This window comes from Bradyrhizobium sp. SZCCT0148, assembly GCF_018129985.1.
Classification (GTDB): domain Bacteria; phylum Pseudomonadota; class Alphaproteobacteria; order Rhizobiales; family Xanthobacteraceae; genus Bradyrhizobium; species Bradyrhizobium japonicum_H.
The window spans coordinates 23,298-36,908 of the sequence record NZ_JAFCKT010000023.1 but is presented as its reverse complement, the minus strand read 5'-3'; the positions used below and the strand labels follow the sequence as shown (position 1 = coordinate 36,908).

13 protein-coding genes are annotated in these 13,611 nt (G+C 63.7%); 5 read left to right on the top strand and 8 right to left on the bottom strand.

Translation table 11 applies throughout. The features are described from left to right. Positions 1 to 2: 2 nt before the first annotated feature. Positions 3 to 461, bottom strand: a complete 459-nt coding sequence (locus tag JQ580_RS32195; protein ID WP_212285176.1) for a YybH family protein — start codon at positions 459 to 461, stop codon at positions 3 to 5. A 132-nt stretch (positions 462 to 593) separates the two neighbouring features. Here JQ580_RS32195 and JQ580_RS32190 point away from each other — a divergent pair, with 132 nt between their 5' ends. Continuing rightward, on the top strand, positions 594 to 1,142 hold the full coding sequence (locus JQ580_RS32190) for a Spy/CpxP family protein refolding chaperone (protein ID WP_212285153.1): 549 nt from the start codon (positions 594 to 596) through the stop codon (positions 1,140 to 1,142). 34 nt (positions 1,143 to 1,176) lie between these two features. Here the strand turns inward: JQ580_RS32190 and JQ580_RS32185 are convergent, their stop codons facing one another. From JQ580_RS32185 to JQ580_RS32175, 3 genes are all read right to left on the bottom strand, one after another. Beyond that, positions 1,177 to 2,106: an aspartyl/asparaginyl beta-hydroxylase domain-containing protein gene (locus JQ580_RS32185; RefSeq protein ID WP_212285151.1), complete on the bottom strand. Its 930-nt coding sequence runs from the start codon at positions 2,104 to 2,106 to the stop codon at positions 1,177 to 1,179. A 144-nt stretch (positions 2,107 to 2,250) separates the two neighbouring features. Beyond that, on the bottom strand, positions 2,251 to 2,406 hold the full coding sequence (locus JQ580_RS32180) for a hypothetical protein (RefSeq protein WP_212285149.1): 156 nt from the start codon (positions 2,404 to 2,406) through the stop codon (positions 2,251 to 2,253). Between the two features lie 144 nt (positions 2,407 to 2,550). After that, entirely contained in the window at positions 2,551 to 3,474 is a 924-nt protein-coding gene (locus tag JQ580_RS32175) for a LysR family transcriptional regulator (protein WP_212285147.1), read from the bottom strand. A 212-nt stretch (positions 3,475 to 3,686) separates the two neighbouring features. Between JQ580_RS32175 and JQ580_RS32170 the strand changes: the two genes are divergently transcribed. The 3 genes from JQ580_RS32170 to JQ580_RS32160 are packed head-to-tail and all read left to right on the top strand — an operon-like array spanning position 3,687 to position 5,921. After that, complete coding sequence (locus tag JQ580_RS32170) at positions 3,687 to 4,397, top strand: SDR family NAD(P)-dependent oxidoreductase (protein ID WP_212285145.1); 711 nt, start codon at positions 3,687 to 3,689, stop codon at positions 4,395 to 4,397. A 16-nt stretch (positions 4,398 to 4,413) separates the two neighbouring features. Continuing rightward, a complete protein-coding gene (locus JQ580_RS32165) occupies positions 4,414 to 4,647 on the top strand; it encodes a tautomerase family protein (protein WP_212285143.1) in 234 nt (77 codons plus the stop codon). A gap of 32 nt (positions 4,648 to 4,679) precedes the next feature. Then, on the top strand, positions 4,680 to 5,921 hold the full coding sequence (locus JQ580_RS32160) for a YbfB/YjiJ family MFS transporter (protein WP_212285141.1): 1,242 nt from the start codon (positions 4,680 to 4,682) through the stop codon (positions 5,919 to 5,921). A 17-nt stretch (positions 5,922 to 5,938) separates the two neighbouring features. On the opposite strand, the gene JQ580_RS32155 is transcribed toward JQ580_RS32160, so the two are convergent. From JQ580_RS32155 to JQ580_RS32140, 4 genes are all read right to left on the bottom strand, one after another. Beyond that, positions 5,939 to 7,399, bottom strand: coding sequence for a flavin-containing monooxygenase (locus tag JQ580_RS32155; protein ID WP_212285139.1), 1,461 nt, complete (start codon positions 7,397 to 7,399; stop codon positions 5,939 to 5,941). Between the two features lie 159 nt (positions 7,400 to 7,558). Beyond that, the gene (ahcY, locus tag JQ580_RS32150; protein WP_212285137.1) at positions 7,559 to 8,980 is read right to left on the bottom strand and encodes an adenosylhomocysteinase; all 1,422 of its coding nucleotides are present in this window, start codon (positions 8,978 to 8,980) and stop codon (positions 7,559 to 7,561) included. A gap of 122 nt (positions 8,981 to 9,102) precedes the next feature. After that, entirely contained in the window at positions 9,103 to 10,299 is a 1,197-nt protein-coding gene (gene metK / locus JQ580_RS32145) for a methionine adenosyltransferase (RefSeq protein WP_212285135.1), read from the bottom strand. A gap of 62 nt (positions 10,300 to 10,361) precedes the next feature. Beyond that, on the bottom strand, positions 10,362 to 11,717 hold the full coding sequence (locus JQ580_RS32140) for a hypothetical protein (protein ID WP_106951555.1): 1,356 nt from the start codon (positions 11,715 to 11,717) through the stop codon (positions 10,362 to 10,364). 169 nt (positions 11,718 to 11,886) lie between these two features. Between JQ580_RS32140 and JQ580_RS32135 the strand changes: the two genes are divergently transcribed. Beyond that, complete coding sequence (locus JQ580_RS32135) at positions 11,887 to 13,608, top strand: caspase family protein (protein WP_212285133.1); 1,722 nt, start codon at positions 11,887 to 11,889, stop codon at positions 13,606 to 13,608. The last annotated feature ends 3 nt before the right edge of the window (positions 13,609 to 13,611 follow it).

The following is a 13,611-nucleotide window of genomic DNA, read 5'->3' as shown; positions in this document are numbered from 1 at the left end:
ATCTACCAGGCCTTCACCGGCCGATTCGCATGGCTCGCCTGCGGCACACCGCGATTGAGCGACATGTGCGAGTGCACGCAGAGCCATCTGTCACCATCTCTTGAAAACACCATCGTGGCCCGGCCGGGGCGCGCGAACGTGCTGCCATCGGGGTGATACCCCGTGCTGGTCCACGGCGCGATCACGGTTGCCATCGTGCCGTCAGAGGACGCCAGGATCGAGGTCTGCTCCAGCACGAACCGGAAATCGGTGGTCTTCGGCCAGACGTTGTCCCACTGCGTCGAGACCCATTGATCGAGACCAGGGATGACGTCGTTGTGGGTGCCGAAGGCGAGCACGTCCGGATGGAAGAGCGGCCGCGCCGAGGCGTAATCGACCTCGCGAACATAGCCTGCGAAGGTCTCCAGCCATCGGCGGAAGAAGTCGATGATTTCGCTCTTCGCGATTGGCAAGGACATCACCTGCTCCACATCCTGCATCTCCATCACGGCAATCTTTGTTGCCACGAGCCGGCGCATCCAGCAAGATTTGGCGTTCGGGATTGATGATCGCAATAAGGTATGATCAGGACCGCGTCCGATGGAGCCAGATTCATGAACCGCATGCTTTTGCTCGCAGTTATTCTCCTGCTCACCGGCAACGCAGCCGGTGCACAGTCCAGTCAACCCTATGCCGGCCTCGAAGGGCGCCCCATCAAGACGCTGTCGCAGCAGCAGGTCGACGACCTTCGCGCCGGGCGCGGGATGGGGTTGGCGCTTGCTGCAGAGCTCAATGGATATCCGGGTCCCAGCCACGTGCTCGAACTCGGTGATCGTCTCGACTTGACCGCCGATCAACGCGCCGAGGTCCGGCGGTTGTTCGAAGCCATGAAACAGGAAGCCATTCCGCTGGGCAAAAAGCTCGTCGATCAGGAGAGAGCACTTGAGGACCTATTCTCCTCCCGAGCGGTCACGTCGGAATCGCTCAAGGCCAGCATCGCGGCCATCGCCGAAACGCAGGGGAAGCTCCGTGAGAGCCACCTCAAGTACCATCTGGCGACAGCGGCATTGCTGGCCCCGGGCCAAATGCAGCGATACGCGGAGCTGCGAGGTTATCAAAACCAGAGCCCCGACACCCGCGCAGGCCACAAACATCATCACTAGGCGGGGCCGGCCGCCTGGTCCGGCGCGTTCAGATTCAACTCAACGCCGAATAGACGATGAGGCCGAGGATCAGCGCGGTCAGCGAATACTTCAGCGTGTAGTAGACGTTGCGGTTCCACTCCTTGACCTTGCGGCTGCCGAGATGGATCTCGTAGAGCTTCCCGAACACCTTGTTGAGCACGCCCACGTGCTCGCCATCGACGTTCTGGGTTGCCGATGCCTTGACGATGTGATGGCTGACCCAGCGGTTAATCGCGGTCATGAAGCCGTACTTCATCGGGCGCTCGACGTCGCAGAACAGGATGATGCGGTTGACGTCGGTCGCGTTCTCGGCGCTGTGGATGAAGGTCTCGTCGAACATGAAGGCCTCGCCGTCGCGCCAGACGCATTCGACGCCGTCGACCAGGATGCGGCACTTGTTCGAGTTCGGCGTAACGAGGCCGAGGTGATAGCGCAGCGAGCCGGCAAAGGGATCGCGGTGCGCGCCGAGCCTGCCGCCCGGCGGCAGCATCGCAAACATCGCGCCATGCACGCTCGGGATCGACTTCAGCAGCTCCACCGTCTTCGGGCACAGCGTGTTCGCCGACGGCAGAAAGTCGTCGTACCATTTCAGGTAAAACCGCTTCCAGCCGCTCTTGAAAAACGAATAGAAGCCCCAGTCGTTGTTCTTCGCGGCCGCGCGGATGAAGCCCTCGTCGAACAGACGCACGGCCTCGTCGCGGATCATCTCCCAATTCTCGCTGAGGGGTTTCAGCTCGGGAAATTGCTCGACCGGGATCACCGGCTTGTTCGGCACCGCCGAGCCCGCATACATCAGGACATTGTAGGGCGCGAGATAGGTCGAGTGATCGCCGAGCTGGCGCGCAAAGCGCAGTCGCTGTTTGCCGCGGAAGTGAACGTAAATCGTCGAGGCCGCCAGCACATAAAGGATGACAAGTTGCGGCGCAAAAAGCTGTTTCAACATTTCCCCAGTTCCCGACTGACCCAGCCGGGAACGTGATCTACCTCGGCCCGGACCGAGCGGCAAGATATTCACCGCTGGGTTGCAATCACGCTGAGGAGATCGGAAGTACGGAATCCGGGTTTATACTGGTCGAAACGAGCTCAATCACGCCCGGGACAGCGCCTGGAGACCCTTGAATGTCAGGCGCTTGGGATCCTTGACGCCGGCAAGATAGAGCCGGCGGATGAAGGCGATGACGGCGTCGCGGTCACAATCGGTCAACGCGACGACGGCGTCGACCGCGATCTTCTGGGCTTCCATTGGGCTCACCTCGGCCTTGCGAGTAACCCGGCCAAAACAGGCTAGGACTCACCGGTTAATCCGGCGTTAACCGTTCGGGCAGCATGGCTGATTCAGCCCGGTGCCCGTATACGCAAAACAACGCATTGCCGAGAGTGCAGCGGCTCATCGCGCAGCCATGCTCTTCTTGAGCTGGGCAAATTGCTTCTTCAGCCGCGGCGCTGCGAAGTCGGCGAAGGCACGCACCTTGGGCACCGAGAGCCTGCCCTGTGGGCAGATCAAATGCGCGGGCATCTCCGGATCCTCGTCGCCGGCCAGCACGATCTCGAGCTCGCCGCGCGCGACCTCCTCCGCCACCTGGTAGGAATACATCCGCGCTACCCCGCGCCCGGCGACGGCGGAGGCCACCGCCGCATAGGTGCTGTTGACGACGAGGCGCGGACTAAACTGCACCGTCCGGGCCGCCGAGGAGCCCGGCTGCGGCATGAAGGTCCAGGAATTCGGAAGATGCGCCATCGCCACGATCTGATGTTTGGCAAGATCGCCGGGCTCGGTGATGCGCGGGTGCTGCTTGAGATAGCGCGGCGCCGCCACGACCACGCGGCTGATCTCGCCGACCCGTATCGCCACCATCGCCGAATCCGCGAGAGGCCCGATGCGGAGCGCGACATCGACGCCTTCCTCGATCAGGTTGACCGCACGGTCGAACAGCAGAAGCTTTGCCGACACGGCCGGATAGGCATCGAGAAACGCATCGAGGATCGGCCGCAGCACCATCTCGCCGGACACAACAGGAGCGGTGATCGTCAGCAGGCCGCGCGGCGCTGTGCGCGGTCCGGCGGCAATGTCGTCGGCCTCTTCCAGTTCCGCGAGTACGCGGCGGCAGATTGCGAGATAGCGCTCGCCCTCCTCGCTCAGCTTGATCGACCGCGTCGTCCGGTGCAGCAGCTCGGCGCCGACCCGCTCTTCCAGGAAAGCGATGGCGCGGCTGACCGCTGCCGGTGAGCGGCCAAGCTTGCGCCCTGCGGCCGCGAGGCTTCCCTGGTCCACCGCGAGGACGAACACATTCATCGCATCCAGACGATCCATGCCTTCCCGTCGCCCCTTCAAATTCCGGGGACAAGCTAGGCGTTCATCTCCGCCACGACAACCGGTGCCAAGGCCAGATCCGGCATTCGTTCGCGCCACGTAACAGTGTCTGCCGGACAACGTGTATTCGCAGGCGGGCCACTGGAGCGTACCTCACACGCCAGGCCAGCCGTTGCTGGCTCAGGTTTTCAAGCCAACAACAGGAGCCCGTCATGGGTATCGAACAGAAGGTCGCCATCATCACCGGGGCATCGCAGGGCATCGGCGCCGCCCTGGTCAAGGGCTTTCGTGATCGCAACTACCGCGTCGTGGCAACGGCCCGCTCGATCAAGCCGTCGGGCGACGACGATGTTCTCGCCGTTCCCGGCGACATCTCGGATAGAGCCACCGCTGAACGCGTGGTCTCGCAAGCCGTCGGCCGCTTCGGCCGGGTCGACACGCTGGTGAACAATGCCGGCATCTTCGTCGCAAAGCCGTTCACGCAGTACACGGCCGAAGACTACGCGGCGGTGATGGGGACCAATGTCGCGGGCTTCTTCAACGTCACGCAGCTCGCCATCGCCGAGATGGAGAAGCAAGGTTCTGGCCACGTCGTCCAGATCACCACAACCCTGGTCGATCAGGCGAACTCGAACGTACCCTCGGTGCTGGCCTCGCTGAGCAAGGGCGGACTGAGCGCCGCGACCAAGTCGCTCGCGATCGAATATGCCAAGCGCGGCATCCGCGTCAACGCGGTATCTCCCGGCATCATCAAGTCGCCGATGCATCCGCTAGAAACGCATGCCCAGCTCAGCGCGCTGCATCCGGTCGGCCATATGGGCGAGATGTCCGACATCGTCGACGCCGTGCTCTATCTCGAGGGCGCCCCCTTCGTCACCGGCGAAATCCTGCATGTCGACGGCGGCCAGAGCGCCGGCCATTGAGCCGAGGACAAACACGATGCCCATCGTCACCATTCAAGTGACCCGCGAGGGAACGACGCCGGGAGCGGCGTCGATCACCGCGGAGGAAAAGGCCGCCCTGATCAAGGGATCGAGCCAGCTGCTGCTCGACGTGCTCGGCAAGCCGCTGGATTCCACCTTCGTCGTGATCGAGGAAGTCGACCTGGACAATTGGGGCTGGGGCGGCCTGCCCGTACCGGAATTCCGACGCCGCCGCGCCCGGACCGGATGATCCGCGCGCCATTGAGCGCGCAGGAGGATGACATGGCCAAAGCAGATATGAAGCAACGGGTCGAGACGCGGCTGCACCTGCAGCCGGGATCAAACTCAGGATCAACGTCCCAAGGAACCTGGCGATATGCCGCGGCAGGATTGTCCGCATCACTGGTCGGCCTTGGCCTCGCCCGATTTTCCTATACCCCACTGATCCCGGCCCTGATCGCGGCAAAATGGTTCAGCGCATCAGACGTCGTCTATCTCGGTGCGGCGAACCTTGCCGGCTATCTGGCCGGCGCGCTCGCCGCGCGGGCCGTCGCTTCGCGGATCGGCGCGGTCCCTGCGCTGCGAGCGATGATGCTGCTGGCGACCCTCTGCTTCTTCGCCAGCTCAGCGCCGGTGTCGTTTACTTGGTTCTTCGCCTGGCGATTTCTGTCAGGTTTCACCGGCGGCATCATCATGGTGCTGGCGGCTTCCGTCATTCTGCCGCATACCTCGCCCGCACGACGCGGCATCATCGGCGGCGTGATCTTTGCCGGCGTCGGCCTTGGGGTCGCAGCATCGGGCACGCTGGTGCCGCTCTTGCTGCAACAGGGCCTGCAGCAGAGCTGGTATGGGCTCGGCGCGCTCTCCGCCGTGCTCACGCTCGCGAGCTGGTGGAACTGGCCTGCTGACGCCAAGGGCAATGCGGCTCCGTCGCATCAGGCAAAGTCCCATCGCACCTCGCCCGCCGCCTGTGCGCTGCTGGTTCAGTACGGTCTCAATGCGGTGGCGCTGGTGCCGCACATGGTTTTCATCGTCGACTTTGTGGCCCGTGGCCTTGGCCAGGGAATTGCCGCGGGATCGCACTATTGGGTGCTTTACGGCCTCGGCGCGATCGCCGGTCCGCTGGTCACCGGCCATCTCGGCGACCGGTCCGGATTCGGACCGGCGTTGCGCGCGGCTTTCCTGATCGAGGCGGCTGCGGTGCTGCTGCCGACCGTCAGCACCGCGCCGGTTTCGCTGATCGTATCGAGTGTTGTGGTGGGCGGGTTCACGCCGGGCATCGTGCCCCTGGTGCTCGGGCGGATCCACGAGCTCGTGCCGCATTCGGCCGAACAACAACGCGCGACCTGGAGCCACGCCACGACGAGCTTTGCGCTGTTCCAGGCGGCCGCGGCCTACGCGTTCTCGTGGATCTATGCGCAGACCGGTGGCAACTATCTGGTCCTGTTCGGACTCGGCGGTGCGGCGGTAGTGCTGGCCCTGGCGATCGACCATGGCCTCGCGCTCACTCCGCGCAAGGCATAGATGCAGCCGCGGCGTGATCAGGAATAGCGCATCACGCCGTCGTCGATCCGGCCGAAGCGCAAGGAGACGATGTCGAGCGCGTAGTTCTGGTACAGCCGCCACGGCTGCTTCGAACCCTGCTTCGGCATCTTGGCCACCGAGCGCTGCACATAGCCCGAGGTGAAATCCAGCGACGGCTGTGCCGTGACCTCCGGGTCGTCATTATGCGGCATGCACTGGCGGAAATTGTGCCGGTCCATGTAGTTGATGAGACGGCAGACATATTCGCAGGTGAGATCGCATTTCAGCGTCCAGGATGCATTGGTGTAGCCGAACGCCGAGGCCATGTTGGGCACGTCGGCATACATCATGCCCTTGTAGGTCAGCGTATTGGCGAAATCGACGGCGCGGCCGTCGACACTGACGTCGAGACCGCCGACGACCTGCAGCACCAGCCCGGTCGCCGTCACGATGATGTCGGCCGCAAGCTCGCGGCCGTCCTTGAGACGGATGCCGTCGTGCGTGAACGTGTCGATCTCGCTGGTGACGACGGAGGCGCGCTGTTCGCGGATTGCCTTGAACAGATCGCCGTCGGGCACCAGGCACAGCCGCTGGTCCCAGGGATTGTAGCGCGGCGTGAAATGGGTTGCGACATCGTAGTCCGGGCCGAGCGCCATCTGCACGCCCTTGAGGACCAGCTCCTTGACCTTCGCAGGACGGCGACGGCTGAGCTGGAAGAAGAACATTCCCCACATCACGTTGCGCCAGCGAATGACATGATAGGCAAGCCGCGTCGGCAGATTACGGCGGATCTTGTTTGCGACGGGATCCTGCGCCGGGCGAGACACCACATAGGTCGGCGAGCGCTGCAGCATGGTGACCTGCGCCGCCTTCTTGGCGAGCTCCGGCACCAGCGTGACCGCGGTCGCGCCCGAGCCGATCACCACGACGCGCTTGCCCGCATAGTCGATATCCTCGGTCCATTTCTGCGGATGGACGATGCGGCCAGCAAAATCGGCGGAGCCCTTGAACTCCGGCGTGTAGCCCGCCTCGTATTTGTAATAGCCCGAGCACATGAACAGGAAATTGCAGGTGAAGCGCACCAGCTCGGTGGCGCCCTCGCCCGTGCTGCGCTCGGCTTCGATGGTCCAGCGTGCGTCCGGCGTCGACCACAAAGCGCGCTTGACGCGATGATGGAAGCGGATGTGCTTATCGATGCCGTTCTCGGCCGCGGTCTCGCGCACGTAGTTCAGGATCTGCGGCCCGTCGGCGATGGCCTTCGGGTCGGTCCACGGCTTGAAGGAATAGCCGAGCGTGAACATGTCGCTATCCGAGCGGATGCCGGGATAACGGAACAAGTCCCAGGTGCCACCGATGCAGTCGCGCCCCTCGAGGATCACGTAACTCTTGGTGGGGCACTTCGTTTGCAAATGATAGCCCGCGCCGATGCCGGATAGCCCGGCACCGACGATGAGGACGTCGAAATGTTCTTGTTGCATGTTTTCCTCCGCCGGGGCGGATTGTCCGCCCATGGCTGGTGGCCGTCAATTGGCAATCGGCTCCGCGACAACCGCAAAGCGAGTTGAATTCCATGCGCCGATACAACAAAGCCCTGGATCGCTCCAGGGCTTTGCATCGATGATAGAGCGATCAGCGGATCAGTAGCGGTAATGGTCCGACTTGTACGGACCTTCCTGCTTGACGCCGATGTAGTCGGCCTGGTCCTTGCGGAGCTCGGTGAGCTTGACGCCGATCTTGGCAAGGTGAAGACGCGCGACCTTCTCGTCGAGCGACTTCGGCAGCACGTACACTTCCTTCTTGTACTTGCCGTCCTTGTTGTTGGCGTAAAGCTCGATCTGCGCCAGCGTCTGGTTGGTGAAGGAGGCCGACATCACGAAGGACGGATGTCCCATCGCGTTGCCAAGGTTCACGAGGCGGCCTTCCGACAACAGAATGATGCGGTGCTTGTCGGGGAATTCGATTTCGTCGACCTGCGGCTTGACGTTGGTCCACTTCAGGTTACGCAGACCCGCGATCTGGATCTCGTTGTCGAAGTGACCGATGTTGCAGACGATGGCGCGATCCTTCATCGCGCGCATGTGCTCGATGGTGATGATGTCCTTGTTGCCGGTCGCGGTAACGAAGATGTCGGCACGGGGAGCCGCGTCTTCCATGGTCACGACTTCGTAGCCTTCCATCGCGGCCTGCAGCGCGCAGATCGGATCGACTTCCGACACCATCACGCGGCAGCCGGCCTGGCGCAGCGAGGCCGCCGAACCCTTGCCGACGTCGCCGAAGCCGGCGACCATCGCGACCTTGCCCGACATCATCACGTCGGTGCCGCGGCGGATGCCGTCGACCAGCGATTCACGGCAGCCATAGAGGTTGTCGAACTTCGACTTGGTGACGCTGTCGTTGACGTTGATGGCGGGCCACAGCAGCGTACCGGCCTTCTGCATGTCATAGAGACGATGCACGCCCGTGGTGGTCTCTTCGGAGACGCCCTTGATGCTCTCGGCGATGGCAGCGAAATAGCCCTTCGGCTTCTCCTTGAGCTGCTTCTTCAAGAGCGCGAAGAAGACTTCCTCTTCTTCCGAACCGGGCTTGTCGAGGAAGGCGGTATCGCCCTTCTCGGCGCGCAGGCCGAGATGAACGTACATGGTGGCATCACCACCGTCGTCGAGGATCATGTTCGGGTGGCCGCCGCCGTGCCAGTCGAACAGCTTTGCGGTGTAGTCCCAGTACTCGGCCAGCGTCTCGCCCTTGACCGCGAACACCGGAATGCCGGCTGCCGCGATCGCCGCCGCCGCGTGGTCCTGCGTCGAATATATGTTGCAGGAGACCCAGCGGATGTCGGCGCCGAGGGCTGCCAGCGTCTCGATCAGCACGCCGGTCTGGATCGTCATGTGCAGCGAGCCGGCGATGCGCGCGCCCTTCAGCGGCTGCTTCGGGCCGTACTCCTCGCGGGTTGCCATCAGGCCGGGCATCTCGGTCTCTGCGAGCGAGAGCTCCTTGCGGCCGAAATCGGCGAGCGAAATGTCCTTGACGATGTAATCGGTGAAGCCGGGCTTCGCGTTCATGGTGGGTTCCTGTTTGTTTGGCTCGTCATTCCGGACGCTCGAGAAACGAACGAACCCGGAATCCAGCGGTTCGAGATTCCGGGATCGCCGCTGTTGCGGCGCCCCGGAACGACGCAAGTGACTTAGAGCGCACGCTTAAGCTGCTCGAAGAGATCGGTCTTCTCCCAGGAGAAGCCGCCCTCGTTGTCCGGCGTGCGGCCGAAATGGCCGTAGGCCGAGGTGCGCGCGTAGATCGGGCGATTGAGGTCGAGATGGGTACGAATGCCGCGGGGCGTCAGATCCATCGCCTGCGCCGCCGCCTTCTCAAGCTGCTCCTCCGGCACCTTACCCGTGCCGTGGGTGTCGATGTAGATCGACAGCGGACGCGCCACGCCGATGGCGTAGGCGAGCTGCAGCGTGCAGCGGTCGGCAAGACCGGCGGCAACGATGTTCTTGGCGACGTAACGTGCGGCATAGGCCGCCGAGCGGTCGACCTTGGTCGGATCCTTGCCGGAGAACGCGCCGCCGCCATGCGGAGCCGCGCCGCCGTAGGTGTCGACGATGATCTTGCGGCCGGTCAGGCCGGAGTCGCCGTCGGGACCGCCGATGAAGAACTTGCCGGTCGGATTGATGTGCCAGATCGTCTTCGGCGTGATCCAGTCCTTCGGCAACGCCTCGCGCACATAGGGCTCGACGATGTCACGGATCTGCTTGGACGAGATGTCCTCGATCAGGTGCTGGTGCGAGACCACGATCTCGCGCACGCCGACCGGCTTGCCGTTCTCGTACTGCACGGTGACCTGGCTCTTGGAGTCCGGACCGAGCACCTTCTCCTTGCCGGAGTGACGGGCTTCGGAGATCAAGCGCAGGATCTTGTGGGCGTAGAAGATCGGCGCCGGCATCAGATCGGGCGTCTCGTTGGTGGCGTAACCGAACATGATGCCCTGGTCGCCTGCGCCCTCTTCCTTGACCTCGCCCGGCTGCAACGCATCGACGCCCTGGGCGATGTCGGCCGACTGCGGATGCAGCAGGATCTCGATGTCGCAGGTCTTCCAGTGGAAGCCTTCCTGCTCGTAGCCGATGTCCTTGATCGCGCCGCGGACGACGCCCTCGATCTGCTCATTGGTCACCGACTTCGGACCGCGGGTCTCACCGGCGATCACCACCTTGTTGGTGGTCGCGAGCGTCTCGCAGGCGGCGCGGATCTGCCAGGGGTCGATGCCGGCCTTCGGCCCTTCGCGGTAGAACAGATCGACGATCTCGTCGGAAATCCGGTCGCACACCTTGTCCGGATGACCCTCGGACACGGACTCGCTGGTGAAGAGATAGGACGCGCGCATCGGTAACCCCTTGTTCCGCCACTAAGCCGGCGGGCGTTTGCGATATTTACCTGTGAATGAAGTCAATCACGCCGGCGCGAGATGACGTAGGATTCGTCGAGAAACCAGAGCCCGTTGTACTTCCGCAGCACGTCCCTGGCGGCATCCAGAGTCCGGCCGTTTTGAGTCATTTCTGTCAACCGGTCGTCCTCAATCTGAGCGACATACACCGCCGCATTCCACGCTGCAAAGGCCGTCGAGGTTCCGATGGTGCCGGTTACCTCGTTGGGCAGCGCTTCCATATCATACCTGAAGATCGAGCGGTTATCCGCATATGCGTTAAAATTTAAGTCGCGGCCCAACGAACCAAGTTCATACTTAACGGCGCGCAATAACTCATGACGGCTCACGGCGAAAGGATTTTCTCCGGGCCAGATCGCCTGGATCATTTCCATGCCCGGATCCTGGCCATGGGAATGGATTCCGATCAGCCGTCCGCCCGGCCGAAGCGCCCGCGCCAGGGGTGCGATGATCCGCTTGGCCCGGAAATTGACCGAGGACAGGGCCCGGTAGGGCTGGGACGCGATGACGAGGTCGAAATTGGCCTCGGTCTGGCCCGGCCGCGGAATGGTCGAATCGAGCAGGAAGCGGTGATCCTCGCGGTAGAGCACCAGAACCACCGGCCGCTCGTACAGCGGCATGGCGGTGCGTGGACTGATCGCGGCACGCCAGTTCTGCTCCAGGAATGGCCGGAGTTCGGCGATCTGCTGCTCGAACTCGCCTGACGAGGCGCCCCGCAGCGGCACCTCGTGCCAAACGGTCGCCGCAGCCGCGGCGGGCGATGCCGGCGTCAGCCAGGGCGCCTCCGAGTAGAACATGTTGGTGAAGACGAAAACCGACGCCGGATGCTCGAAAATGCGGTCCGGCACCTTCTCCAACGTCAGGCGCAGATCCTCCAGGCTGAGTTCCTTGCCGGCAACGTAAAATGGCATGTGGGGGTAGCGCTGGTGTGTCGCGCGCAGCACCCGCGCCAGCACCGTGCCGTCGCCGACGCCGGCGTCGAACAGGCGCAGGGCCGGTGGGCGCGGATGGATGGAGGCAAGCTCCAGCGCGACCCTGTCGGCGACCACCCGCTTTTCGCTGCAGGTGTGGACGAAGAGCAGGTATTTCTGGCGGTTCTCGAAGAAGCGGAAATTGCCGCGCGGGTCGCGCTTTTCGGGCGGCACCTGAAGTCCCCGCGGCGGCGGCACCCCCCCGGCCATCGAGGCCGCCATATAGGCCTGGATCCGGTCAAGCGTGTCGATGGTGATGCGTTTGCCCTCGCGCAGGCGATGCACCAGCTTCCCATCGTTTACCGCGCGCCGGCCAAACGTCGATTCCGCCATGTCCGCCTTTCGGCAGAACTCCGTGATCTGGCTGAGGATTTCGTCGTTTTTCATGAGTGGGACGCGGTGGGCAGATAAGGTGGGACTCGCCTCCTAGCAAAATCTGCCCACCAAGGGAATAGAGAAACAGGGCGCTTCCCGCCTCTTGTGCCATCTGGAGCCCATGAACCCGCGCGTGAGCCCGGGCAACTAACGAGCGCTTTCGTTGAGGGGGACTTTCACCATGCGCCGCCTGCTCGTCGCGCTCTGTCTGCTCGCCGCAACCCTGTGGACCGCGCCCGCGGCCGCGCAGTCGCGCAACCAGCTCGGGCCGCTCTGCACCACCGACACGACGCCGGCCGACAAGATGATCGATGCCTGCAACAAGATCATCGCGTTGAAGGTTTTTCGCGGCGAGCAGCTTGCGACGATCCATTTCTGGCGCGCCGTCGGCTGGAACAAGAAGGGCGACTACGCGAAGGTCATCACCGACGCCACCGAAGCGATCCGGCTCCAGCCGAGCCAGGCTGCCTACAACCTCAGGGGATCGGCGTATTACGACAAGGGCGACCACGACATCGCGATTGCGGACTTCGACGACGCGCTGAAGCTCGGACCACCCAGCGGCACCATCTTCCACAATCGAGGCAACGCCTGGCGCGGCAAGCACGACTATGCGAAGGCCATTGCCGACTACGACATGGCGATCAAGGCCGATCCAAAAGCGGCATTCTCGTTCCAGAACCGCGGCATCTCGAAACAGGCCCTTGGCGATCTCGACGGCGCACTTGCCGATATCAACCAGGCGATCCGGCTCGATCCCTCGCTGCCGCAGCCGCTGATCAACCGCACCGCGATCTGGCGGGCCAAGGGCGATCTCGACCGCGCCATCGCCGACGGCAGCGAGGCGATACGGCTCGCCAGGGAAAAGCCGCCGGCCAATATCATGACGCCGCCGAACAGCGTGCTGATCTCCGGCTACACCCATCGTGCGCTGGCCTATGAAGCAAAGGGCGACTACGCAAGCGCTCGCGAAGACTACAAGGCGACGCTCGCGATCCCAGCATCCGATGCCGGCAGCAAGGCCAATCAGGCCACCGCCAAGGTGCGGCTGTCGCTGGTGAGCGAGACCAGCGCGCCGATCCCGCGCGATGCGCCCTCACCGGCGACGCAGCCGACCGCGGCCCCCGCCCCGCAGCCGAAGACGGGCGCAACGCAGCTCCCCTCACCTGTGCCAGCCGCTCGCGGCGCACGCATGGCGCTGATCATCGGCAACGGCGCCTATGCGCACGTCAAGGCGCTGGCCAATCCGGCCAACGACGCACGCGCCGTCGCAAAGAGCCTGCGCGATATAGGCTTCACCGTGTCGGAAGGCGTCGATCTCGACCGCGCCGCGATGCAGAAGATGACACGCGACTTCCTGCGCGAGGCCGCGCGGGCGCAAGTCGCGTTAGTCTATTACGCCGGCCACGGCGTTCAGGTCGACGGCCGCAACTATCTCATTCCCATCGACGTCGAGCTCAAGCCGGGTAGGGCCATGACCGAGGCTATGATCGACATGGACACGATCATGGCCGGCCTCGACGACCAGGTCCGAACCAACATTCTGATCTTCGATGCCTGCCGCAACAACCCGATGGCGCCACAGGTCGCTTCTGCCGGGGCCAATCGCGGCATCGAAGGCGCTTCGGGCCTCGCCGCGCCAACGAGTCTCGGCACCGGTGCGACCTTGGGCGCAGGCACATTGATCGCGTTCGCCACCGCGCCGGGACAGGTTGCGCTCGACGGCGAAGGCGCCAACTCGCCGTTTTCCGCCGCGCTGTCACGCCATCTCGGCACGCCCGGGCTGGAAGTGCAGCAGATGCTGACGCGGGTGCGCGCCGAGGTGGTCTCGTCCACCAAGAACAAGCAGGTGCCGTGGTCGAACTCGTCGCTGCTGGGCGAGGTTTATCTGGCGGAGAAATGAAGG

Excerpts from the sequence above, each read along its gene's own strand:
- JQ580_RS32155 (WP_212285139.1), bottom strand. The coding sequence starts at position 7,399 with ATGCAACAAGAACATTTCGACGTCCTCATCGTCGGTGCCGGGCTATCC.
- JQ580_RS32170 (WP_212285145.1), top strand. The coding sequence starts at position 3,687 with ATGGGTATCGAACAGAAGGTCGCCATCATCACCGGGGCATCGCAGGGC.
- JQ580_RS32140 (WP_106951555.1), bottom strand. The coding sequence starts at position 11,717 with ATGAAAAACGACGAAATCCTCAGCCAGATCACGGAGTTCTGCCGAAAG.
- JQ580_RS32165 (WP_212285143.1), top strand. The coding sequence starts at position 4,414 with ATGCCCATCGTCACCATTCAAGTGACCCGCGAGGGAACGACGCCGGGA.
- JQ580_RS32180 (WP_212285149.1), bottom strand. The coding sequence starts at position 2,406 with ATGGAAGCCCAGAAGATCGCGGTCGACGCCGTCGTCGCGTTGACCGAT.
- metK (WP_212285135.1), bottom strand. The coding sequence starts at position 10,299 with ATGCGCGCGTCCTATCTCTTCACCAGCGAGTCCGTGTCCGAGGGTCAT.
- ahcY (WP_212285137.1), bottom strand. The coding sequence starts at position 8,980 with ATGAACGCGAAGCCCGGCTTCACCGATTACATCGTCAAGGACATTTCG.
- JQ580_RS32185 (WP_212285151.1), bottom strand. The coding sequence starts at position 2,106 with ATGTTGAAACAGCTTTTTGCGCCGCAACTTGTCATCCTTTATGTGCTG.
- JQ580_RS32190 (WP_212285153.1), top strand. The coding sequence starts at position 594 with ATGAACCGCATGCTTTTGCTCGCAGTTATTCTCCTGCTCACCGGCAAC.
- JQ580_RS32135 (WP_212285133.1), top strand. The coding sequence starts at position 11,887 with ATGCGCCGCCTGCTCGTCGCGCTCTGTCTGCTCGCCGCAACCCTGTGG.
- JQ580_RS32160 (WP_212285141.1), top strand. The coding sequence starts at position 4,680 with ATGGCCAAAGCAGATATGAAGCAACGGGTCGAGACGCGGCTGCACCTG.
- JQ580_RS32175 (WP_212285147.1), bottom strand. The coding sequence starts at position 3,474 with ATGGATCGTCTGGATGCGATGAATGTGTTCGTCCTCGCGGTGGACCAG.